This is a genomic window from Spirulina sp. LEGE 11439 (assembly GCF_059821285.1).
The window spans coordinates 15197-35273 of record NZ_JCAMRX010000061.1; the positions used below are offsets into that span (position 1 = coordinate 15197).

Consider the following 20077-nt stretch of genomic DNA (forward strand, 5'->3'; position numbering starts at 1 on the left):
GATTAACCGAGGAATTGTGCATTCTCAGCTAAACCTTGGCACGTTTGAAGGCTTCGTCGAGAATTTCCGAGAGAGTGGGATGAGTGTGAACATTGAAAGCGAGGTTTTGTACCGCTTGACGCTGCGCGATCGCATTGGCAGCTTCTTGAATCAGATCCGCCGCATGTAAGCCAATGATATGCACCCCGAGCAATTCTCCGGTATCTTTGCGATAAATAATCTTGGCAATACCGTCGGTTTCTCCTTCCGCCAATGCCTTAGAATTGCCCTTAAAGTAAGTTCTGGCAGTCGCAATAGAAAAACCTTCTTTTTCCCCTAATTCCTTCGCTTGGGGTTCGCTTAAGCCCACATAGCTGATTTCCGGATGGGTAAAGGCGGCGGCAGGTATACTGCGATAATCGATGGTTCTTTCCTGGCCGCAAATATTTTCTACCGCAATAACTCCTTGGGCAGAGGCGGCATGAGCTAACATCATTTTACCCGTAGCATCCCCGATCGCCCATAGATGCGGCACTGGTTGGCCTTCCTTCAGCACTTCCATTTTGTCGTTAACTTCAAGAAAGCCCCGACGGTTAGTTTCTAAGGCGATCGTCTCTAAACCAAGGTTTTTCGTAGCGGGAATGCGTCCGGTAGCGACCAAACAGGCATCGACCTCTAAAATATCGATAGTTTCCTTGGTTTTTGCGTCGGCGAGTTCGATAACCACGGGAGATCCGGGGGTAACTTTTTTCGCTAATGTACCACTATAAGTCTCGATATCCCGGGGTTTGAGAAGAACTCGTTCGGCAATTTTGGCAATATCGGGATCGAAGCCAGGCATTAACACATCTAAAGCCTCGATCATGGTAATCTCGCAGCCTAAAGCGGAGTACACATCGGAGAATTCTAAGCCGATATAGCCGCTTCCCACGATCGCTACCCAGTCGGGCAGATATTCTAATTTCACCGCATCATCGCTGGTAAATACAGTTTCTCCGTCGATTTCAATGCCGGGAGGGACAAAGGGAATAGAACCCGTAGAGAGGATAATATCTCGGGCGGTAATAAATCTTTCTTCGTTGTCGGTTTTGACAGAAACTTTTTGCGGTCCGGCAATTTTTCCCCAGCCGCGAATGGTTTCGACTTTGAGACGGGTCAAGCTATTGGTAAGATCGCCGCGAATTTTATCGACGAGGTTGGTCGCGTGGTCTGCGATCGCTTGTCGGTCAAAGGCAACGCTTCCCAGTTGAATACCCAGTGTTTGCAGGTGTTGGGTATCGTGAAATTCTCGCACTTTCCCAGATGCGGCGAGGAGGGCTTTTGAAGGGATACAGCCCCGGTTAACGCAGGTGCCGCCCATATCTGCGGCTTCGATAATGGCGGTTTTCAATCCCAATTTAACGGCGTGCAGGGCGGCTCCGTGACCGCCAACTCCTGCTCCAATAATTACCAAGTCGTAGTCGAAACTCATCTTTTCAATGAACAGTTATCAATGATCAATTATCAATGAAGAGCGGGCAATGGGCAATAGGGAAGTGCGATCGGTCAGTACAAGAAGAGGTTCAACCATTGCTCAAACCGAAAATCTTTCAACAAGTTGCCTAACCTAAAAACACGATCGCATTCCATCAAGCAACGAGCGCTTATTCTAACTGCCACACCTTCACCATTTTATTCTCGCCACCACTCACCAATCTCGTTCCGTCTGGACTAAAAATCACCGCTTTCACAATACCTTGATGTCCTTCTAAAACTTGGTATTCTTCTTGCGATCGCACATCCCAAATTCGAATTGCTTTATCATAGCCACCACTGGCTAATAATACACCATCGCCACGAAAAGCAACCGAACAAACCCAATTATTATGCGTATCTAAAACACCAACTTTATCACCTGCGATCGCATCCCAGAGTTTCACCATATTATCGTCACTAGCCGTTGCAATAATTTTACCATCCGGACTAAAAGTAACCGCATTAAACCCAGCAAACATCGCCGCATCATTTTTAATCGTTTTCAACTCCGTACCTTGATGAAAATCCCAAATTTTAAGAGTTTTATCGGCACTTGCCGTTACCAAAGTTTGGCCGTCCGGATTTATTGAAACAGAACTCAACCAGCGAGAATGACCTCGCAAAACCTGCAAGCATTTCCCATTTTTGACCTCCCAAATTCTCAGGGTTTTATCTCCTCCCACACTGGCTAATTTTTCCCCATCCCAACTAAATGCCAGAGAATTCACACCTGCAACAAATCCCCTATGACCTTTCAACTGACGGATTTTTTTGCCATTTTTAACTTTCCATAATTGAATAATATTGTTAAAGTCTCCACTCGCCAGCATTTTACCATTAGGAGAAAAAGCAACAGAATGAAAAGCTGATTCTGCTCCCGATTTATTTTGTAAGGTTTGTACAATTGCTCCTGTTGACAGTTCCCATAGCTTAATCGTTTTATCTTCACTCGCCGTCGCTAAATATTGACTATCGGGACTAATTGCCAAATCTAATACTTTATCATTGTGTTGAGTCAAATCATAAGCGTGAGTGTAGATATTTTCATGCTTGACTGAGGATTGTAGCGGCTGCTGAAGAGATAAAACTTGAGAAGAAGTTGAAGCAGAAAAGTTTAAATTTTGCAGAACTTCAGTCGCCGTAGAATAGCGATCGCTTAACGATTCAGCGATCATTTTATCTAGAATTTTACCCAAGCGATCGCCTACATGATTTTCCACTAAATAATCGCGCCAAACCCAACGATTTTCCAAGGTGTTGTATAAATCGAAGGGAGAAATTCCCGTCAAAAGATAAAGACAAGTAACCCCCAAACTATAAAGATCGCTGGCAAATATCGGCTGTCGTCGCAATTGTTCGGGGGCAATAAATTCAGCACTTCCAATTTGCGTTCCTTTCTGAACCAAAGCCGTAGCTGTTGCATACTTTGCCGCACCAAAATCAATTAAAATTAATTTTTTAGTATCCAAAGAACGAATAATATTACTGGGTTTGATGTCTCGATGAATGACCCGACCTTGATGGATAAATTCCAATACAGGTAGGATATGAGCGAGAAGTTCTAAAATTTGTTTTGCTGTAAAATTTCCGTTGTTTTCTAATTCTTCTTGTAAGGTTTCTCCATCTATAAATTCTTGAACGATATACTGATTTTCATCTTGTTCGATATACGCATAAAGATCGGGAATTTGAGGATGATTTCCCAACTCTTCCAAACGAATCGCCTCTTGGTGAAAAAGTTGTGCGGCTTTACTAATGTTAATTTTTTCTTGAGGATGAAATTGTTTGATAATGCAGAGAGGATGAGAAGGTTTTTGTCGATCGCAGGCTAAAAAAGTCCGTCCAAATCCCCCCCGATCCATAAGTTTGAGGGAACAATAGCGATCGCTTAAACTCAATGGCATTCCACAAGACTGACAAAATTGATTATTATCAATATTTTCAGGGTGAGAACAGTTTGGATTAAGACAATAACTCATTAGACTGGAGAAAACATAAGGAATTGTTTAATTCTAACTCAAAAACCAACTTTGATAATCGATCCAGCGATTATTGAAAATTATCAGTCTATCGGCCACTCAATTCAATCTCCTCGTTAATCATCAATGTTTTCAAATCCATAAGCGTCGCGAACAAAGTATAAAGGCCGACCTTTGACTTCCTCATAAACCCGTCCCAAATATTCCCCCAAAACCCCTAATGTAATTAATTGAATGCCCCCAAAGAATAAAATTGCCACCATAATTGAAGCATAGCCCGGAACGTCAATCCCTTGGATCGCAGTCCGGATAATCAAAAAACTAGCATATAATAAAGAAATCAAAGAAATAATTAACCCCAAATAACTCCAAACCTTAAGAGGAAGCATGCTAAAAGAAGTGATCCCATCAAGGGCAAAATTCCACAGTTTCCAGTAATTCCATGTTGTTTTCCCCATCAAACGAGGGTCGCGATCGAAGAGAATCGAAGTTTGCGTATATCCTACCCAAGCGAACATTCCTTTCATAAAACGAGTTCTTTCTGGCATTTTTTTAATCGCTTCCACAACCCGGCGATCGAGGAGGCGAAAATCTCCCGTATTGCGAGGAATTGCAACGGGACTCATATTTCCTAACGTGTTATAAAATGCCATTGCTGTGAGTTTCTTTAGCCAACTTTCCCCCTGACGCGATCTCCTTGTCGCGTAAACGACATCATAACCTTTGCGCCATTTTTCGACTAACGCAGCAATTAATTCCGGCGGATCTTGTAAGTCGGCATCAATGGGAATTATAGCCTTTCCCGAAGCATAATGTAACCCTGCTGTCAAGGCAATTTCCTTCCCAAAATTGCGCGATAAATTCACAACTTTGATCGTCTCATCGTGAAGATGAAAATCGATGAGTTTTGCCAGTGTATCGTCTTTGCTCCCATCATTCACGCAAACAATTTCATAGGTTAAATCTAAACCCTCTAACACGGCTTGTAAGCGCTGAAACAGAACCACAAGATTATCTTCCTCGTTATAGCAGGGAATGACAATAGAAAGCTCAACGCGATCGCTAGGACAAGACATAAGATAAATCAGAAAATTCCTGAGCAGTAAAAATTCAATTTCGATCGTATAATAAGTGAAAGTCTAAACCCTCGAAAATACCAATTTTCTTTTTCTTTCTCGACAAGATTGTTGGGCTAATTCTCTGAAAAATTTTTACTGTTTTGAGAGTGCCAAGATCGCGAGCGATCGCTTTTGCCACACTGCCCGAAAATCAATCATTTCAGGAAAACTCAATAAAATATAGAGAGGAAAAGCGATCGGATTAGGAAACTAAATCAGGAAAAAATCAGTCGGCGATTGAGAGTAAAGATAAAGTTAAAGGGTGGGTTGTGCCAAATGCGAGGAAATCAACATGAATGAAAATCAACCAGAGTCCCGTCTTGCTTCCAACGAAGCCTTTGCAGAATCTCTTGATGTTTTAGGAGATTTACTCAATCCCTTAGAGGAAGATGAGGAACTCCCCATTCCCAGCAAACCCGACTCTCAACCCGATCGCGTCTGGGATGAAATGGGGGACGATCTCGAAGCGTTGTTGCACTTGGAAAGTAGCGAGGAAACCAGAAAAGAGAATGGCAAGAGAATCAAGCCAAGACATTAATTTTTGCAAAGGGTCGGGGACTCAGGCTTAAAAATAAGGGGGTAAGCGCGATCGCATCTACCCCCAAATAGATTATTGCTTAACAATAATACAGCTATTCATCTTTCAAAATGGATAGGGTAATTTGCCCCTCGTTGTCATCTTTATAAGTATCGAAGAACAAAGCTGAAAGTTTGATGGTTTCGATAACTTCTAAAGTGATGGTATCTTCATAACCATTTAAGGCGGCCCAAGTACAGCCGACTTCCAGATTGGTTTTCTTATTAATGAACTTGCCACCATATAACCAAAGTAAAACCCAAGGTTCTCCGGCAAATTTTTGTTGAAATTGCGGCCAGTAGTTAAACGAACCGCTTTCAATGCGGATAACATAGACTCCCGAATTTAATTCAAGTGTATTGGAACCACTTTCTAAATGAGCTAATTGGTTGGTATCCAAAAGATAGCAATTCGTTCTGCTATTAACCGTCAAGTTGCCGTAAGCATTGCTTGGTAAACTCATTGCTTCGATTTTATCTGTTTCCGATCGCGTTTCTGGAGTATCTCCAACTGGTGTCGCGATCGCCGCCGCACCTGCTCCAATTGCGACAGCACTGGCAATCGTTTCTGGAGAAACGAGAGGAATATCGGGTGTTGCAAGAGTCTCGCTGATGGGTGCAGTCGGTGCAACAGGGGGCGGTGTTTCCTCGATTTTGGGCGGTTCGGGGGATACGGGAGGAACAATAGGGGGAGGTGCAACAGGAGGTACGACGGGCTCAACTTTTGGAGGTTCTGGCGATGTGGGAGAAATCACAGCAGGAGGTGTAACTTTCTCTGCTTCTGGTGTTGGTATGGGTTCGGGAGTCGGTTTGCCAAGGGGTTCGGGTTTTGCCGGTTTGGGTGTCAGAGCGATCGGAGGGGGTTGTCCGGGTAAGCCGATCGCTCGCTTGACAAAAGAGGCTGCTTTCTGTTTGTTCAGCCATAACCACACCAGTCCCAATAATCCTAAAAAGGCCAAAAACCACCAAATTATCGCTGCGTCATCATTGCGATCTTCCGTGTCGCGATCTTCCGTTTCTTCTCCCTCTGGACTGGCTTGAGAGATGGTGGTTTCTTCGGGGAGTTCTGATGTTTGAGATTCTGATGTTTGAGATTCTGATGTTTGAGAAGTAGATGAGTTCCCTGAATTGGCGGGTGCAATCGCGACGGCACCTTCATTTTCAGATGTTTTGCCGGTATCAGGGGAGGCGATCTCCTCGACTGTCTCTCGATCGATTCTCGCTGAAGGAACACTCGTTTTGCGGCTAAAATCCGGTGACAGTGCTAACAAACCCGCAGAAATCGCCGTTTTTCTGCCGGATTTAGCGGATTCGATTGTTTCCTTGCCATCGGGTGTGGCGATTAAACCGAGAAAAGATTGCACCGCCGGACTGGGATTATCTTGACGATAGGCATAGTAACGCGGTTGAGAAAAAGGATAACTCTCCTCGGTGACGAAAGCATTGTGCATCAAGAGAATTCGCAATTCTGGGCGATTGATGGCTTGATCGGCGATCGCGTAGCCGATCGCATTAGCATCCAATTCTTCAATTAACGCTGCGGTACTATCTTTTTCCAATTGAATAGCATCGTCCCTCGAGTCAAAAGGGCGATCTTGAAAAATAGGATAGATGAGAAAGGCTTGACGGGTATCGCTGACGATTGGGCGATCGATCAGGCGAATTTGACCGCGATCGCCGCCGATATCAGACCAGTCATCGATCTCGCCGCGAAAAATTTTGGCAAATTGTTGGTCGGATAAACTGCCATCAAAAGAATTATCCGCGCTGACAACAATGGCAATTTTCCGGCGGCTTAAAGGATAAGCTAAAAAACCGGCGGCTTTTTCTGCCTCGGTCAGAGGACGGCCGATCGCCGCCAAATCTATTTTTCCTGCTTTTAAGGCTTTTAGGGCTTCTTCTGTTCCCCGATACTGAACTCGGACTTGGGTATCGGGATATTTCGTTTCTATATATTCTTTTAATGTTTCATTGACCGTTGCCATGCTGCTCGAGCCATCAATTCTAACCGTTGTTCCTTCTGGAATAACGGGGTTCAGAGATTGAGCCGCTACCGAATCCATCGACAGTGCAACAACTAAAGAAGATGCAGCCGCTAGGGTCAATTGAAACAACAAACGAGTAATTGAAGTTTTCTTGTTCTGGGGCAACATCGCGATCGTTTAAACCTCTTGGTTATTGAGTGATGAGATATTGGTTATTTGCTGGGTTATGGCAAATAACCAATAACAGTTTACAAACTATTCATCTTTCAAGATCGATAGCGTTACCGCTCCGGTATTGTCTTGAGCATAGGTATCAAAAAATAAGCCACAGAGTGTCGTGGTTTCCAACACTTCCAGCGTTACGGTATCATCAAAACCGTTCAGGGAAGACCACGTACAACCCACTTCAATATTAGTTTTCTTGTTGATGAATTTCCCCCCATAAATCCATAACAAGACCCAAGGCTCTCCGGGGAATTCTTTATTATCCGCCCAATAATTGAAAGCACCTTGGTTAATGCGAACAACATAAGTTCCCGGTTCTAATTTAAGGGAATTTGCTGTATCTTGGAGAGCATTTATTTTGCCTTCATCGAGGACGTAACAATCTTTTTTGCTGTCAATGGTAAGACGGGGCATAAAGCACTCCTTTTGTAAGTAGTAGATTTATCTAGGATTTTAGTCTAGCTTGTTAATATTTTTGCAAGGTGATTATTTATTTTTTCTTTATTTATTGTGAGAGAAGCAATCTTAAATTATAAGGGCGCGATATTTACGCCCTTACAAAAACTGTCTGAAAATTATTTTGTATTTTTTAACAAGCAACCCGAGATTCTTTCAAAGCCAAGAGCCGCTCGATCGCTTCTTCTACCGCTTTATCGGGAGTGGATGCACCCGAGGTAATCCCAACGGTTATTTTACCCTCTGGCAACCAATTTTCTGTTACCTCGATCGCTTTTCCCAAAGGTTTATGTTCGATGCGATTGCCGGGTCCAATGCGATCGGCACTATCGATATGATAAGAAACAATTCCTTTTTCTATCGAAATTTCTTGCAGATGGGTGGTATTAGAAGAATTAAAACCGCCAATAACAACCATCAGCGACAAATCTTGTTCGACAAGACCAAACATGGCATCTTGACGTTCTTGGGTGGCATCGCATATCGTATTAAAACTCATAAAATGCGCGTTGAGTTCCACCGGTCCGTATTTTTCTAATAGAGTTTTCTCAAACAGTTTTCCGATCGCTTCAGTTTCGCTTTTTAACATTGTCGTTTGATTGGCCACACCGACTCGGTCTAAATCGCGATCGGGGTCGAATCCAAGGGAGTGAGCATGGGGAAATTTAGCCAAGAATTCTTCTTTATTTCCGCCCTGCAAAATATAGTTACAAACATATTGCGCTTCTGCCAAATTCAAGACAATTAAATAAGTTCCCGCAAAAGAACTGGTTGCAACGGTTTCTTCATGTTTGTATTTGCCGTGAATAATGGAAGTGTATTGGCGCTTTTTGTGTTTTTCAACGGAATTCCAAACCTTAGAAACCCAAGGACAAGTGGTATCGACAATGGTACAACCGCGATCGTCGAGGAGTTTCATTTCTTGCACGCTAGCACCAAAAGCAGGGAGAATGACAATATCGCCAGTATCGACAACAGAGAAATCTTTTTCCTCTTCTTTTACTTCAATAAAACCCACTTCCATTTCTTGCAAGCGAGCATTTACTTCTGGATTGTGAATGATTTCATTGGTAATCCAAATCCGTTCGTTCGGAAAATGATTGCGAGTTTCATAGGCCATTGCGACGGCGCGTTCGACTCCCCAGCAGAAGCCAAAAGATTCTGCTAAAAATATCGTTACGTCGCCGCGATCGAGACGATAGTTATTATCGCGAATTTTTTGAATTAAACTGCTTTGATATTCAGTATTTAAAGCAGCAATAGATTCTTTTTGTTTGCCAAATCCTCGACGATAGTAATTTGGGGAATGATTGAGATCGCGTTTAAAAGCTCGGGTATCCATGTTTTGCTAGTGATGAGTATGGGGTTTTGGTGATAGGTTGTCGCTCTTTCTTTACTGATAACTGATAACTGTTCGCCGATCGCTGTTTACTGTTTGCTGATTGGCAATTTGATCGAAAATTTGGATTGCAGTTGACCATACTTTATAACCATCAGCATTGAGGTGCAAGCCGTCGGTGCTGAGTTCCATTCTTAAGTTGCCGCGATTATCGGCAAAGAGAGGATAGAGATCGAGAAAAAAGGCGCTCTCTTCTCGAGCGATCGCATGGAGTTGATGATTGAGATGTCGGACTCGTGCGTTGGGAATTTCTAGGAGGCGATCGCGTCCTTCCCAAGTTGCTTTTTCAGCACTGTGGGGCAAAATGGACTGCACGATGACGCGAGCATGAGGATGAGTCTCGCGCAAATCTTGCAGAATTAAGCGATAATTGGCCAAAATGGTGGCATCATTAATGCCTGCCAAAACATCATTGATGCCAATCATCACAAAGAGCATTTCCGGATTGGCGCGATCGATTAAATGCAAGCGGCGCAATAATCCTTTGGTTTTCTCCCCTGAAATTCCTTGGTTGAGCCAAGTTTTGTTGTCAGGGAGGAAATTTTGACTAAACCAAAGCGTAATTGAATCGCCTAAAAGAATGGCGAGATTATCGGGACTAACTTCGGCGACACCATTCGCTTCTCGTGTCAATAACTCCACCCATTGTTGATAATTGAGGCGCTGACTCGGGCTATTTTGTTCTCGAGCGAGAGGGGTCTTGGCGAGTAGCTGCATGGACGCACCCGATAAGTTTGCTAAGGCAATATTTGAAGCCTTGGGCTGCTGCTGCCAAAGATAAGCAATCATTAATAATAAAATGCCATTGGTCGCGAGGGATAAAACCGACCAATTGTATAAATTCACATTCCGACGTTGCGATCGCGATCGTGTTTTCTCTTGGTGCATCTTGCCCATTCGCAGAGCTTTGGCGATTTTTTCCCCCTCTCTCTGAGAAGGTTTGGGGAGCAACCGAGAACAATGATTCGCGATCGGCAAAATGCGATCGCGTTGCTGGGAAGTTTTATTTCGGTCGTACCTTTTTTTGACGTGACGAGAAGGCTTTCTCCAAGGTGCAGACACAAACTGTCTCCTCTCGAATGGCAAACGGATAAAAGAAAAACCTGCCTTTACCCAAACGGAACTTCAATTCCTCATTCTACGGCAAAAGACAGGTTTTTTAGAGACTAATTAACTAGGAAACTAGGGCGATACTCTATGAAGTTACCCTCGGCGATCGCGACAAAATTAAACGTCGCCCGTCACTTCGCTACCGCTTACGGGAGCAATGGTTCCGCCTGCAAAAGTGTCAGTTTCGGTGACGAAGCCGCTATAAGCCTCCATACCGTGTTCGCTAATATCCAAGCCTCGCATTTCGTCTTCTAGATCGACGCGAATTCCCAAAATTGCTTTGAGAGCCAGCCAAACAATAGAGCTAAAGGCGACAGTAAAGCCACCAATGGAGAGAATGCCGACAATTTGGGCAAGGAAGTTCGCACCGCCAAAAATGGCGACAGCGATCGTTCCCCAAACCCCACAAACGAGGTGGACGGAAAGCGCACCCACGGGATCGTCAATTTTGATGGAATCAAAGAACGAAACGGAAAAGACGACGATAATGCCAGCGATCGCGCCAACAACCACAGAACCCCAATAAGGAATGGCATCGCATCCCGCCGTAATTCCCACCAATCCGGCTAAAATTCCGTTGACAATCATGGATAAGTCTGGCTTACCATCTTTCACCCATGACGTGACGGTCGCAAGAACCCCTCCGGCAGAGGCCGCAAGGGTTGTGGTGAGAGCAATATAGGTAACATTGGGGGTGGCAGCTAATTCCGAACCGGGGTTGAATCCATACCAGCCAATCCAAAGAATCAAACAGCCCAACGTGGCGATACTCATATTGTGACCGGGGATGGCATTAATCCCACCACTCGCCGGGTATTTCCCGCTTCTGGGTCCGAGGAATGCTGCCCCCATTAAAGCTGCCCAACCGCCGACGGAGTGAACAACAGTAGAGCCGGCAAAGTCATGAAAACCCACATCTTCGCCAAAGGGAAGAGAACCCAACCAACCTTCAGACCAAACCCAGTGACCGGTAATGGGATAGGAAACCCCCACCAATAAAAAGGCAAAGACAAGGAAAGAGGTAAAGTGAATCCGTTCTGCTACCGTTCCGGAAACAATGGTTGCCGCCGTTGCAGCGAAGGCAACTTGGAAGAGGAAAGAGACAGAAATCGGCAGTCCGGCTGGAAAAGGATCGAGTCCGTAGGTTGCCGGATCGCTACTGGAAAGGAAGAATCCATTCAGACCGATAAAGGTATTCGGCGTTTCAGTATCCCCAATTCCATACATGAAGGCGAAACCCATCGCCCAATACGCAATCACGGCGACTCCAAAAACAATCAAGTTTTTGGAGAGGATATTAACCGCATTTTTCTGGCGACAGAATCCTGTCTCGACCATTGCGAAGCCAGCATTCATGAAGATCACCAGCACAGCGCAAAAGAAGACAAAAACCGTGTCTAAAATCCCTTTAACGACGGCTGGATCCGCCATATCCATTTCTTCGAGGTCAAAGGAATGTTGAGCGACGGCCGCTCCATCCCAAACGAAGACGATCAAAGCGACTAAGGGAATGCAAAGCAGCCACGTAGGGGAAAACCAGCGCGAGATTTTTTTGAAAGGTTTGAGATAAGGGGCGGTTTCTGTCGCAACATGCGATTTCCGTTTCCTCCTCGACCCCACCTTCTCTGTTGTTGAATTGGTCATCGTTACAAAACTTTCCTGAATTGACGCAATACAGTATGAGCATTAACCCGAAACGCATTCTGTCTGCTTTGAATTGCCAACAGATTTCGTTTCGTTTGTTTCCATTCTTGCTGTCTTTAGAATGGGGTTAGCCAATCTATTGAATGGGAGGCCTGCTCTGAATCTATACAATTACCTGATTTGCCCTCGAAAGTCCAGTCTTATAAGACATAAAAATATGCAATTGTTAAGATTGTTGAAATGCCGATCGCAGAAATAAGAGGCGATAAATCTATCAATCTTGTATTGTTTCCTTTTTTGGTTCTGTATCGTTAATCACAATTTCTTTGAGGTTAATACTTGTTTAATCTTTACTTGTTCGTATTTGTTCGTTACTAACTGTTCATAGACATGAGCGATCGCCAAAAGAAGTAAATTGCCAAAATTGCGAGCAGAGTCCGAAAACATAAATTAACAATGCGATCGGGAAGTTTCGGTAAATAACGAGTACTCGCTCTTGCACCCAATAAACCCCCAAATCCCAAGAAAAGTCCGGGTAGCCACAAAACATTATTTTGCAAGGCATGACCGAGACAAGCCGAGATTGAAGTAATCACAATAACGCCCAAACTGGTTTGTATGGCTGTTTTAATGGTTTCACCTAACAGGAGCATTTGTAAGGGAACCATAATAACCCCACCACCAACGCCAAAAAGTCCCGCTAAAAGTCCCGCCGCACCTCCAGTCCCTAAACGAAAAATTAAGGGTTTGATTCCTCGTGAATCAGCTTGGTGAGTGTCGCTTGCGCCCAACCGTTTTCGCAACATCCCCAAAAAAATCGTAACGACGAGCAAGATGCCAAATGCGCCTTCTTTGAGATAGTCGGGCAATTCACCAACTAAATAAACCCCCAATTGAGCCGTAGCGATCGCGGGTATTCCCAATAAGAGGACATTCTTGGGATTGAGAAACCCCATGCGCCAATTTTGCAGGGTTCCCGATGCCGAAGTAATGACAATGGCTAAACTACTCGTCGCCACCGCTTGGTTATAGCTATAGCCCAGTGCCACTAAAATCGGCACGAGAACCGTTCCACCGCCAATCCCCAATAATCCCGCCAGCAGCCCGGCAAACAGTCCGGAAAGTGGCAATAAAACCCAATGTGTCATTTCAGTGAACAGTTATCAGTTATCAGTTAACAGTACCGACCGCTTTAGCAGGAGGCTTAATATTCGGAAGTTTTTTGGGTTTTCCTCACAGTCGGCACAATTCCCTTGGAGCAAGTCATTATGATTGGCGATCGCCCTTGGGCTTGTCGAATTTCCGAGAAAGTGATAACAGTAGAGGGAAAAGGATTTTTGCGATCGCAATGAAAGAATTTTTTGAAAATGTTTTGCGCTATCAGCGCTACTTTATCACCATTACGTTAGGGATATTCTTTGCCCTCTTTGGTTGGCTCAAACCCTTATTGAAGAACCCTATCACGGCGGTTGCGCTCGTTGGATTACTGATTAGCATCTCGATTTTTGTGGTTTTAACCTTAAAAGCAATGTTGGGTTTATCGACACTTTGAGGCAAAAAACGAGGATTTGCTTTAAAATTAGGTCAGGAGTCATCGTTTATCTTTGCTATATTCCCAAAACTTTTCAATCTGATTCGAGGGATTTATTCTAGAAAAGGCGATCGCAACACTCGCCACTATTTAGATATTTCAAGATTTTGCTAACAACTGAGGGGGGAATTATGGCTAACAGTCGTCGCATTTCTAAGGTTTCTTCTTTGATCAAACGAGAAGTGAGCCAGCTTTTATTTAATGGGATTAAAGACGATCGCGTGGGTACGGGAATGGTCAGCGTGACCGATGTGGATGTTTCGGGAGATCTGCAACACGCGAAGATTTTTGTCAGCATTTACGGCACGGAAGAAGTCAGAACCCAAACAATGGAAGGATTGCGAGCTTCTACCGGGTTCGTTCGCCGCGAACTCGGCCACCGGGTGCGCTTGCGCCGCACGCCAGAAGTTACCTTTGTTGAAGATCGCTCCCTCGAACGTGGCGATCGCATGATCCATCTCTTAGAAGAAATAGAACAGAGCGATCGCGATCGTAAACCTATGAGCAACGAACAATGAGCAATGAGCTAATAACAAATGACAAACAACCAACAACTCATTGCTCAAATGCTTGTCGTGCGAGCATCTGGCCATTTATTTGACGAACAAATTCGCTATCCGATTTGGGAAGCCACAAACCAACAATTGCAACATTGGCTCGGCGATCTCAATATTGGTGGCGTTATCTTATTGGGAGGAAGTGCCGTTGAGTTAGCAGCCCGATCGCGCCAATTACAAAATTGGGCCAAAACCCCCCTGCTGATTGCGGCAGATATTGAAGAGGGTGTGGGACAGCGTTTTCCCGGGGCGACTTGGTTTCCTCCACCCATGGCACTGAGTGCAATGGACGATCGCGCAAAAGCGAAACAATGCGCGGTAGAAATGGGGAAAACAACCGCCCGAGAAGCCCTTGCGTCCGGGATTAATTGGCTTCTCGCCCCTGTCGTCGATGTCAATAACAATCCCGATAATCCCGTAATTAATATTCGCGCCTTTGGGGATACTCCAGAAACCGTAACGGAACTCGCAACAAGTTTTCTTACAGGATGTCAGCACTATCCCGTTTTAACAACAGCCAAACATTTTCCCGGCCATGGAGATACGGCGACAGATTCTCATTTGGATTTACCGGCGATCGCTCATTCTGAAACTCGCTTGCAGGACGTAGAACTCGTTCCCTTTCGAGGTGCGATCGCGGCAGGGGTCGATAGCGTGATGACCGCTCATTTGCAAGTTTTGGCTTGGGATGGCGATGTTCCGGCCACCCTCTCCTATCGTATTCTCACGGAGCAATTGCGCGAAAAAATGGGGTTTGAGGGATTAATTGTCACGGATGCGTTGGTCATGGCTGGGGTTGCCAATTTTGCCGATCCTGAAGAAGTTTGCTTGCGGGCGATCGAAGCTGGGGCCGATATCTTATTAATGCCTGCCGATCCCCAACGGACAATCGCAGCGATCGATCGCGCCATCCAAACCGGTCGCATTTCTCGCGATCGCATTCTCGCCTCGGTCGATCGCATTCGCAAGGCCAAAGAAAAAATGAGCCCAAAATTCGATCCGAGTCTTCAAGACAATGCACGAAAGGAAAAAGATGCTTCGATCTCCCTATCCTTTGATCCTTGCCAATTCGCACAGATTTGCGATCGCCAAACCGTCGAGACCATCCTCAAAGAATCAATGCAAACAGGAGGGGAGTTGCCCTTTCGTCCTCCCTCTATTCCCCATGAAGGCATTAACGCCATTATCGCCCCCAACTTTCTCAATAATGACTTTCTCGGCCTCCATACCTCTGCCATTACCATTCCTCAACAGTTAGGTTATAAATTACAACTTTTAGAACCTCAAGACTTGCAACAATTGCTCAATTACTCCTCAATGACCTTGCAACTGTTCCTGCGCGGAAATCCCTTTCGCGGTAGTGCGAGTTTGACCCCTCAATCTAAATCAGTACTTAAGAGTTTGTTAAGAAGCGGTAAAGTCAAGGCTCTTGCCCTATACGGTAGTCCTTATACCATCGAGTGGTTGTTGCCAACCCTAAACTCCATCCTTCCTTGGACGTTTGCTTACGGACAAATGCCCACCGCGCAAAGAATTGTGTGGGATTGTCTATTGGGATATAAGACAAGGGACAATGTTCGGCAAGAGGCTTTTATATAACTTCTATTAATCTTTTGTCGAGAGAATTTATCCCTTTTCCAGACTTTGAGAAATACAGCAAAGGCAGCTTTGCTCATCATTCTCCCTTCTTCCTTTCCTCTCATGCCGAGCTTATGCCGATCGTAATCCAGTTTTGGAATTCTTATCTGGTTGTACGAGAGAACTGTAACTCTTTATACTGAATTAGGTGCGGTTATCCCAATCGGGATTGCTCGACATCAATAATAAAAAGGCTCGCTTAGTAGGTGAATTATGACTGTTCAAACTTTAACATCTGCCCCCTCCACTCTTCCGTCTACCCCTTCAGCCTTTCACTATTCCATTGAACTTCTGCAAGATGAAGCCAGGGAATTAGTGGATAGAGGAGTGGTGAGCCGCCAACAACCCATTTATGTCCTTTGCCAACACATTCCCGCTCGTGAATGGATTTATGTCGAATGCGAGTTAGAGAAATGCGAATATTTGCTTCGCGATCGCATTAGCGACTTGATTGGTTCGGAAACTTGGGAAAATGACTAATTCATATTTCTAGTTAATTTTTTTAATTAATTTTTCTGGGTGATTTTTGTTAGATACTCAACCAACCTGCTCCAAGTATGAGTTGATATCTTCAACCAATTGAGTGAGTTCTGCTTCCGTCGTGAGACGAAGGCGCTCGTCTCGTACGGTAATGAGAACTTTGGCCGCAAAAGGTGTGGCATAAATATTAGGATTGCAGAATACTTCCAGAAAAACATCCCCCGCATAACGATATTCCATATTGGTTTGAGGGGATGGTTTTTTTGTGCCTGTCGTCCTTTCTGACGCGATCGTTTTTAGGGTTTGCATGAGTTGGTGAATTTCTGCCTTGAGAGCCTTCGCAGAATCCGGCGTAAATTTGAAGGTAACAGCACCTTGAGTTAAATTGAGGGTGAGTTGGCTCATTGGCAAATAATAGGAAGCAGGAAATGGAGAGTCTGGCGTTATTTTCTGAGTGTTATTCTCGTACTCCCTTGGAAAACTTATCAGAAAACGATCGCCTTTCCTTTCTCCTTAATAAAAATAAACAAAAGCCGCTCTGTTACTGATTAATTGCTCATTATTTCATTGGCTATCCGTGCTTAAAGATAACCGTGCAGAAATTCGTAGAGTTTTACTCCTAACGTTAGGCCTCAACCTCACCGTGATGAGTCTCAAAGCAGGAGTTGGCTTTATGACGGGTTCTCTGAGCTTGCAAGCCGATGCCCTCCATAGCGTCACCGATAGCGCCAATAATATATTAGGACTGGTCGCCAGTAATTTTTCTTCCCCGCATCCCGATCGCGATCATCCTTACGGACACCAAAAATTTGAGGCACTGGGAGCCTTGGGAATTGCAGCGTTTTTAGGAATTGCCTGTTTTGAAATTCTGCAAAATGCGATCGCTCGCTTGTTTGGAGAATTAACACCGATCCAAATATCGGCAATAGAATTGGGATTTTTACTCATTGTGTTAGGCATTAATATTTTTGTCGCCTTTTACGAACGTAGCGTAGGCCGGCGTGTCGGCAGTCCCATTCTCATTGCCGATGCCAAACACACCATGAGCGATATTTGGGTGACGATCGCAGTTTTAGCGGGCTTATTTGGCGTTTGGCAAGGAAATTTATGGGGCTGGCCGCAATTACAATGGTTAGATGTGGGTTTATCGTTTCCCGTTGCCTTGTTGGTCTTTTGGAGCGGCTGGGAAGTGTTGAAAGAGAATTTGCCGTGGTTGGTCGATCGCATGGCGATCGCGCCGGAAATTATTTATGAGATCGCCACTAGCGTACCGGGAGTCATTAATTGTCACGCGATCGCCTCTCGAGGGGTTTTAGGCAGACAAATTTTTGTCGAAATGCACTTAATTGTCGATGCTTCCGATGTGGAAACCGCCCATCAAATTACCGAAGAAGTCGAAGCGCGTTTGCAAGCCCGCTTTGCTCCCGCCCGCATTCTCATCCATGTCGAACCGCCGAGTTATGAGAGCGATCGCATTACTTATTAAATTCCCCAGTCTCCCGGTAAGTTATCCACAATATTGTTGCTTTTTCCACAGATTTCCAAGAGTTTTCCACAGTTTTAAAGGGAAGATAATCTGTTAGCTACCCAGTCTTAACAAACTTTTCAAGCATTTATTGCAGGCGATCGAGAGTGCGATACTGAATTGCCTCGGCAACGTGCTGAGATATAATTTTGTCCTCTCCTGCTAAATCTGCGATCGTGCGGGATACCTTGAGAATGCGATCCATTGCCCGAGCAGAAAGCCCTAATTTGCGAATCGCCATTTCTAATAAATTGCGGCTGGCATCATCTAAAGCGCAAAACTGTTGTAGATGGTGACTTTTCATTTCCGCATTGCAACGAGTACTGGTATCGTTGCCAAAGCGTTGACGGGCGCGATCGCGAGCAATTTCAACCCGTTCTCGAATTGACTCCGAAGGCTCTCCATTTGCCTGTCGCGTCATTTCTTCAGGCTTCAAACGATTCACCGCCACTTGTAAATCAATGCGATCCATTAAAGGTCCCGATAATTTTGCCCAGTAGTTTTCGCGTTGACGAGGAGAACAAGTACAAGGCTGGAGCGAGTCACCATAATAACCGCAAGGGCAAGGATTTGTACTGGCAACTAAGGTAAATTGGGCTGGAAACATCACCGATTGACGAGTACGAGAAATCGTAACGCAACCGTCTTCCAAAGGTTGTCGCAAAAACTCTAAAACATTGCGTTTAAATTCAGTTAATTCGTCGAGAAATAAGACTCCTCGATGTGCCAAAGAAATTTCCCCCGGACGAGGAATGCTTCCGCCTCCCACTAACGAAGGTCCCGATGCAGAATGATGAGGTCCGCGAAAGGGTCGTTCTTCGATTAAAGTGCCTTTATTCTTCAATAAACCAGCAACAGAATGAATTTGAGATACTTCTAAGGCTTCTCCAAAAGATAAAGAAGGCATGATCCCCGGCAAGCGACGGGCTAACATGGTTTTTCCGCTACCGGGAGGACCCACGAGGATGAGGTTGTGACCTCCTGCTGCCGAGATTTCTAAGGCACGGCGGGCGTGATTTTGCCCTTTAACCTCTTTTAAGTCTGCAATCCCAATTTTTTGGCGTTTAAATTCAGCTTTAATATTAAATTCTACGGGCGGGTAATCTTCCGGTTGGCAGAGAAAACTGGCAACTTGAGATAAGTGTTTGAAGCCATAGACCTTTAACCCCTCCACGACGGCGGCTTCGCGAATATTATTTTCAGGAACAATTAAACCTGTTATCCCCATCCGTTTTGCGGCGGCAGCAATTGGTAAAACTCCGGCGACCGATCGCAAACTACCATCTAAAGACAATTCGCCTAAAAATAAATAATCCCCCAATAATTGCGGGTCGATTTGTTCGGAAGCCGCAAGAACTCCCACGGCGATCGGTAAATCGAAACTCGGCCCCTCTTTCCGTAAATCTGCTGGAGTCAGGTTAATGAGAATAGGTCGCAGGGGAAAAATGAGTCCCGAATTTTTGAGGGCGGCTTTTACTCGCTCTCGGGATTCTTGAATAGCGGCATCGGGTAAACCGACAACAATAACCTTGGGCAATCCTCCCGATACATCGACCTCAACCCCGACCTTAACCGCATCGATTCCTACGAGAGACGCACTCCAAACCCTAGCCAGCATAATTTTTGCGTTAACACAATTGCATAAAGTATTTTACTGGGTTATCGATCGTTGCCGAGGCGATCGCTTTCTTGAGAAAATAAAAGCGATCGGTACGATCGGCCAACCGTCCCTTACCGATTTCCCATTCTCCTTTACCCAAAGCCATGAGCGACACTATTTTTGGCAAAATCATCCGCAAAGAGATTCCCGCCGATATTGTTTATGAGGACGATCTTTGTCTGGCCTTCAAGGATATTACCCCCCAAGCGCCTACTCATATTCTCCTCATCCCCAAAAAACCCATTCCTCGACTTTCTGAGGCCGTCTCAGATGACCATGCGTTGATGGGGCATTTGCTGCTTAAGGTCAAGCAAGTTGCGGAACAAGCCGGATTGAAGAACGGCTATCGCGTGGTCATTAATGATGGTACTGATGGCGGGCAAACTGTAGATCATTTGCACCTGCATATTTTGGGCGATCGCCCAATGAATTGGCCGCCGGGCTAATGTAAAGCGCCCCAACCTCCCAAGGATCGGGAATTCCCACTTTATTGTTAAAGAATTTTTGCGATTCCCTTTACAAAACGAAATATATTCGTTAGTATCTACTCAAGCAGGTGAAAAAATCCTGCAATATCATAACCAAGCAATAATCATAAAAATGACTACAACAGTACAAACTCAACAAAGCGCGTCTTTGT

The 20077-nt window shown here is 44.9% G+C and carries 19 protein-coding genes; 7 read left to right on the forward strand and 12 right to left on the reverse strand.

Going from position 1 to position 20077, the window contains the following annotated elements; translation table 11 throughout:
* Positions 1–28 precede the first annotated feature (28 nt).
* The 3 genes from lpdA to AC6RV6_RS26020 form a co-directional block, all read right to left on the reverse strand.
* Entirely contained in the window at positions 29–1450 is a 1422-nt protein-coding gene (lpdA, locus tag AC6RV6_RS26010; protein WP_500243800.1) for a dihydrolipoyl dehydrogenase, read from the reverse strand.
* A gap of 172 nt (positions 1451–1622) precedes the next feature.
* On the reverse strand, positions 1623–3473 hold the full coding sequence (locus AC6RV6_RS26015) for a protein kinase domain-containing protein (RefSeq protein WP_500243801.1): 1851 nt from the start codon (positions 3471–3473) through the stop codon (positions 1623–1625).
* Between the two features lie 116 nt (positions 3474–3589).
* A complete protein-coding gene (locus AC6RV6_RS26020; RefSeq protein WP_500243802.1) occupies positions 3590–4549 on the reverse strand; it encodes a glycosyltransferase family 2 protein in 960 nt (319 codons plus the stop codon).
* 334 nt (positions 4550–4883) lie between these two features.
* Between AC6RV6_RS26020 and AC6RV6_RS26025 the strand changes: the two genes are divergently transcribed.
* Positions 4884–5129, forward strand: coding sequence for a hypothetical protein (locus AC6RV6_RS26025; RefSeq protein WP_500243803.1), 246 nt, complete (start codon positions 4884–4886; stop codon positions 5127–5129).
* A 94-nt stretch (positions 5130–5223) separates the two neighbouring features.
* Here AC6RV6_RS26025 and AC6RV6_RS26030 read toward each other — a convergent pair whose 3' ends face one another.
* From AC6RV6_RS26030 to AC6RV6_RS26055, 6 genes are all read right to left on the reverse strand, one after another.
* On the reverse strand, positions 5224–7320 hold the full coding sequence (locus AC6RV6_RS26030; protein ID WP_500243804.1) for a substrate-binding domain-containing protein: 2097 nt from the start codon (positions 7318–7320) through the stop codon (positions 5224–5226).
* A gap of 87 nt (positions 7321–7407) precedes the next feature.
* On the reverse strand, positions 7408–7791 hold the full coding sequence (locus AC6RV6_RS26035) for a hypothetical protein (protein ID WP_500243805.1): 384 nt from the start codon (positions 7789–7791) through the stop codon (positions 7408–7410).
* Positions 7792–7966: 175 nt separating this feature from the next.
* The gene (locus AC6RV6_RS26040; protein ID WP_500243806.1) at positions 7967–9175 is read right to left on the reverse strand and encodes a 4-hydroxy-3-methylbut-2-enyl diphosphate reductase; all 1209 of its coding nucleotides are present in this window, start codon (positions 9173–9175) and stop codon (positions 7967–7969) included.
* 51 nt (positions 9176–9226) lie between these two features.
* The gene (locus AC6RV6_RS26045) at positions 9227–10294 is read right to left on the reverse strand and encodes a GDSL-type esterase/lipase family protein (protein ID WP_500243807.1); all 1068 of its coding nucleotides are present in this window, start codon (positions 10292–10294) and stop codon (positions 9227–9229) included.
* A 165-nt stretch (positions 10295–10459) separates the two neighbouring features.
* On the reverse strand, positions 10460–11986 hold the full coding sequence (locus AC6RV6_RS26050) for an ammonium transporter (protein ID WP_500243808.1): 1527 nt from the start codon (positions 11984–11986) through the stop codon (positions 10460–10462).
* Between the two features lie 374 nt (positions 11987–12360).
* Complete coding sequence (locus AC6RV6_RS26055; protein WP_500243809.1) at positions 12361–13134, reverse strand: sulfite exporter TauE/SafE family protein; 774 nt, start codon at positions 13132–13134, stop codon at positions 12361–12363.
* A gap of 200 nt (positions 13135–13334) precedes the next feature.
* Between AC6RV6_RS26055 and AC6RV6_RS26060 the strand changes: the two genes are divergently transcribed.
* The 4 genes from AC6RV6_RS26060 to AC6RV6_RS26075 all read left to right on the forward strand — a co-directional run bounded on the left by AC6RV6_RS26060 (position 13335) and on the right by AC6RV6_RS26075 (position 16252).
* Entirely contained in the window at positions 13335–13538 is a 204-nt protein-coding gene (locus tag AC6RV6_RS26060; protein ID WP_500243819.1) for a DUF751 family protein, read from the forward strand.
* 170 nt (positions 13539–13708) lie between these two features.
* Entirely contained in the window at positions 13709–14095 is a 387-nt protein-coding gene (rbfA, locus tag AC6RV6_RS26065; protein ID WP_500243810.1) for a 30S ribosome-binding factor RbfA, read from the forward strand.
* An 18-nt stretch (positions 14096–14113) separates the two neighbouring features.
* Positions 14114–15733: a glycoside hydrolase family 3 N-terminal domain-containing protein gene (locus AC6RV6_RS26070; RefSeq protein ID WP_500243811.1), complete on the forward strand. Its 1620-nt coding sequence runs from the start codon at positions 14114–14116 to the stop codon at positions 15731–15733.
* 252 nt (positions 15734–15985) lie between these two features.
* Complete coding sequence (locus AC6RV6_RS26075) at positions 15986–16252, forward strand: DUF4327 family protein (RefSeq protein WP_500243812.1); 267 nt, start codon at positions 15986–15988, stop codon at positions 16250–16252.
* Positions 16253–16309: 57 nt separating this feature from the next.
* On the opposite strand, the gene AC6RV6_RS26080 is transcribed toward AC6RV6_RS26075, so the two are convergent.
* The gene (locus AC6RV6_RS26080; protein ID WP_500243813.1) at positions 16310–16657 is read right to left on the reverse strand and encodes a hypothetical protein; all 348 of its coding nucleotides are present in this window, start codon (positions 16655–16657) and stop codon (positions 16310–16312) included.
* Between the two features lie 172 nt (positions 16658–16829).
* On the opposite strand from AC6RV6_RS26080, the gene cdf31 reads away from it, so the two are divergent.
* Complete coding sequence (gene cdf31, locus AC6RV6_RS26085) at positions 16830–17738, forward strand: CDF family zinc efflux transporter Cdf31 (protein WP_500243814.1); 909 nt, start codon at positions 16830–16832, stop codon at positions 17736–17738.
* Between the two features lie 127 nt (positions 17739–17865).
* Here cdf31 and AC6RV6_RS26090 read toward each other — a convergent pair whose 3' ends face one another.
* Together AC6RV6_RS26090 and AC6RV6_RS26095 are read right to left on the reverse strand one after the other, a co-directional pair.
* Positions 17866–19395 carry a YifB family Mg chelatase-like AAA ATPase gene (locus AC6RV6_RS26090; protein WP_500243815.1) on the reverse strand — a complete coding sequence of 510 codons (1530 nt, stop codon included), beginning with the start codon at positions 19393–19395 and terminating at the stop codon, positions 17866–17868.
* A gap of 10 nt (positions 19396–19405) precedes the next feature.
* Positions 19406–19543: a hypothetical protein gene (locus AC6RV6_RS26095; RefSeq protein ID WP_500243816.1), complete on the reverse strand. Its 138-nt coding sequence runs from the start codon at positions 19541–19543 to the stop codon at positions 19406–19408.
* Between AC6RV6_RS26095 and AC6RV6_RS26100 the strand changes: the two genes are divergently transcribed.
* Positions 19542–19883, forward strand: coding sequence for a histidine triad nucleotide-binding protein (locus AC6RV6_RS26100; protein WP_500243817.1), 342 nt, complete (start codon positions 19542–19544; stop codon positions 19881–19883). The genes AC6RV6_RS26095 and AC6RV6_RS26100 overlap by 2 nt on opposite strands.
* Positions 19884–20077: the final 194 nt, after the last annotated feature.

What these genes read in the sequence shown, in the direction of transcription:
- AC6RV6_RS26100 (WP_500243817.1), top strand. Translation starts at nt 19,542, where the DNA reads ATGAGCGACACTATTTTTGGCAAAATCATCCGCAAAGAGATTCCCGCC.
- AC6RV6_RS26080 (WP_500243813.1), bottom strand. Translation starts at nt 16,657, where the DNA reads ATGAGCCAACTCACCCTCAATTTAACTCAAGGTGCTGTTACCTTCAAA.
- AC6RV6_RS26020 (WP_500243802.1), bottom strand. Translation starts at nt 4,549, where the DNA reads ATGTCTTGTCCTAGCGATCGCGTTGAGCTTTCTATTGTCATTCCCTGC.
- AC6RV6_RS26025 (WP_500243803.1), top strand. Translation starts at nt 4,884, where the DNA reads ATGAATGAAAATCAACCAGAGTCCCGTCTTGCTTCCAACGAAGCCTTT.
- AC6RV6_RS26030 (WP_500243804.1), bottom strand. Translation starts at nt 7,320, where the DNA reads ATGTTGCCCCAGAACAAGAAAACTTCAATTACTCGTTTGTTGTTTCAA.
- AC6RV6_RS26015 (WP_500243801.1), bottom strand. Translation starts at nt 3,473, where the DNA reads ATGAGTTATTGTCTTAATCCAAACTGTTCTCACCCTGAAAATATTGAT.
- AC6RV6_RS26060 (WP_500243819.1), top strand. Translation starts at nt 13,335, where the DNA reads ATGAAAGAATTTTTTGAAAATGTTTTGCGCTATCAGCGCTACTTTATC.
- AC6RV6_RS26075 (WP_500243812.1), top strand. Translation starts at nt 15,986, where the DNA reads ATGACTGTTCAAACTTTAACATCTGCCCCCTCCACTCTTCCGTCTACC.
- AC6RV6_RS26095 (WP_500243816.1), bottom strand. Translation starts at nt 19,543, where the DNA reads ATGGCTTTGGGTAAAGGAGAATGGGAAATCGGTAAGGGACGGTTGGCC.
- rbfA (WP_500243810.1), top strand. Translation starts at nt 13,709, where the DNA reads ATGGCTAACAGTCGTCGCATTTCTAAGGTTTCTTCTTTGATCAAACGA.
- lpdA (WP_500243800.1), bottom strand. Translation starts at nt 1,450, where the DNA reads ATGAGTTTCGACTACGACTTGGTAATTATTGGAGCAGGAGTTGGCGGT.
- AC6RV6_RS26040 (WP_500243806.1), bottom strand. Translation starts at nt 9,175, where the DNA reads ATGGATACCCGAGCTTTTAAACGCGATCTCAATCATTCCCCAAATTAC.
- AC6RV6_RS26070 (WP_500243811.1), top strand. Translation starts at nt 14,114, where the DNA reads ATGACAAACAACCAACAACTCATTGCTCAAATGCTTGTCGTGCGAGCA.
- AC6RV6_RS26090 (WP_500243815.1), bottom strand. Translation starts at nt 19,395, where the DNA reads ATGCTGGCTAGGGTTTGGAGTGCGTCTCTCGTAGGAATCGATGCGGTT.
- AC6RV6_RS26035 (WP_500243805.1), bottom strand. Translation starts at nt 7,791, where the DNA reads ATGCCCCGTCTTACCATTGACAGCAAAAAAGATTGTTACGTCCTCGAT.
- AC6RV6_RS26055 (WP_500243809.1), bottom strand. Translation starts at nt 13,134, where the DNA reads ATGACACATTGGGTTTTATTGCCACTTTCCGGACTGTTTGCCGGGCTG.
- AC6RV6_RS26050 (WP_500243808.1), bottom strand. Translation starts at nt 11,986, where the DNA reads ATGACCAATTCAACAACAGAGAAGGTGGGGTCGAGGAGGAAACGGAAA.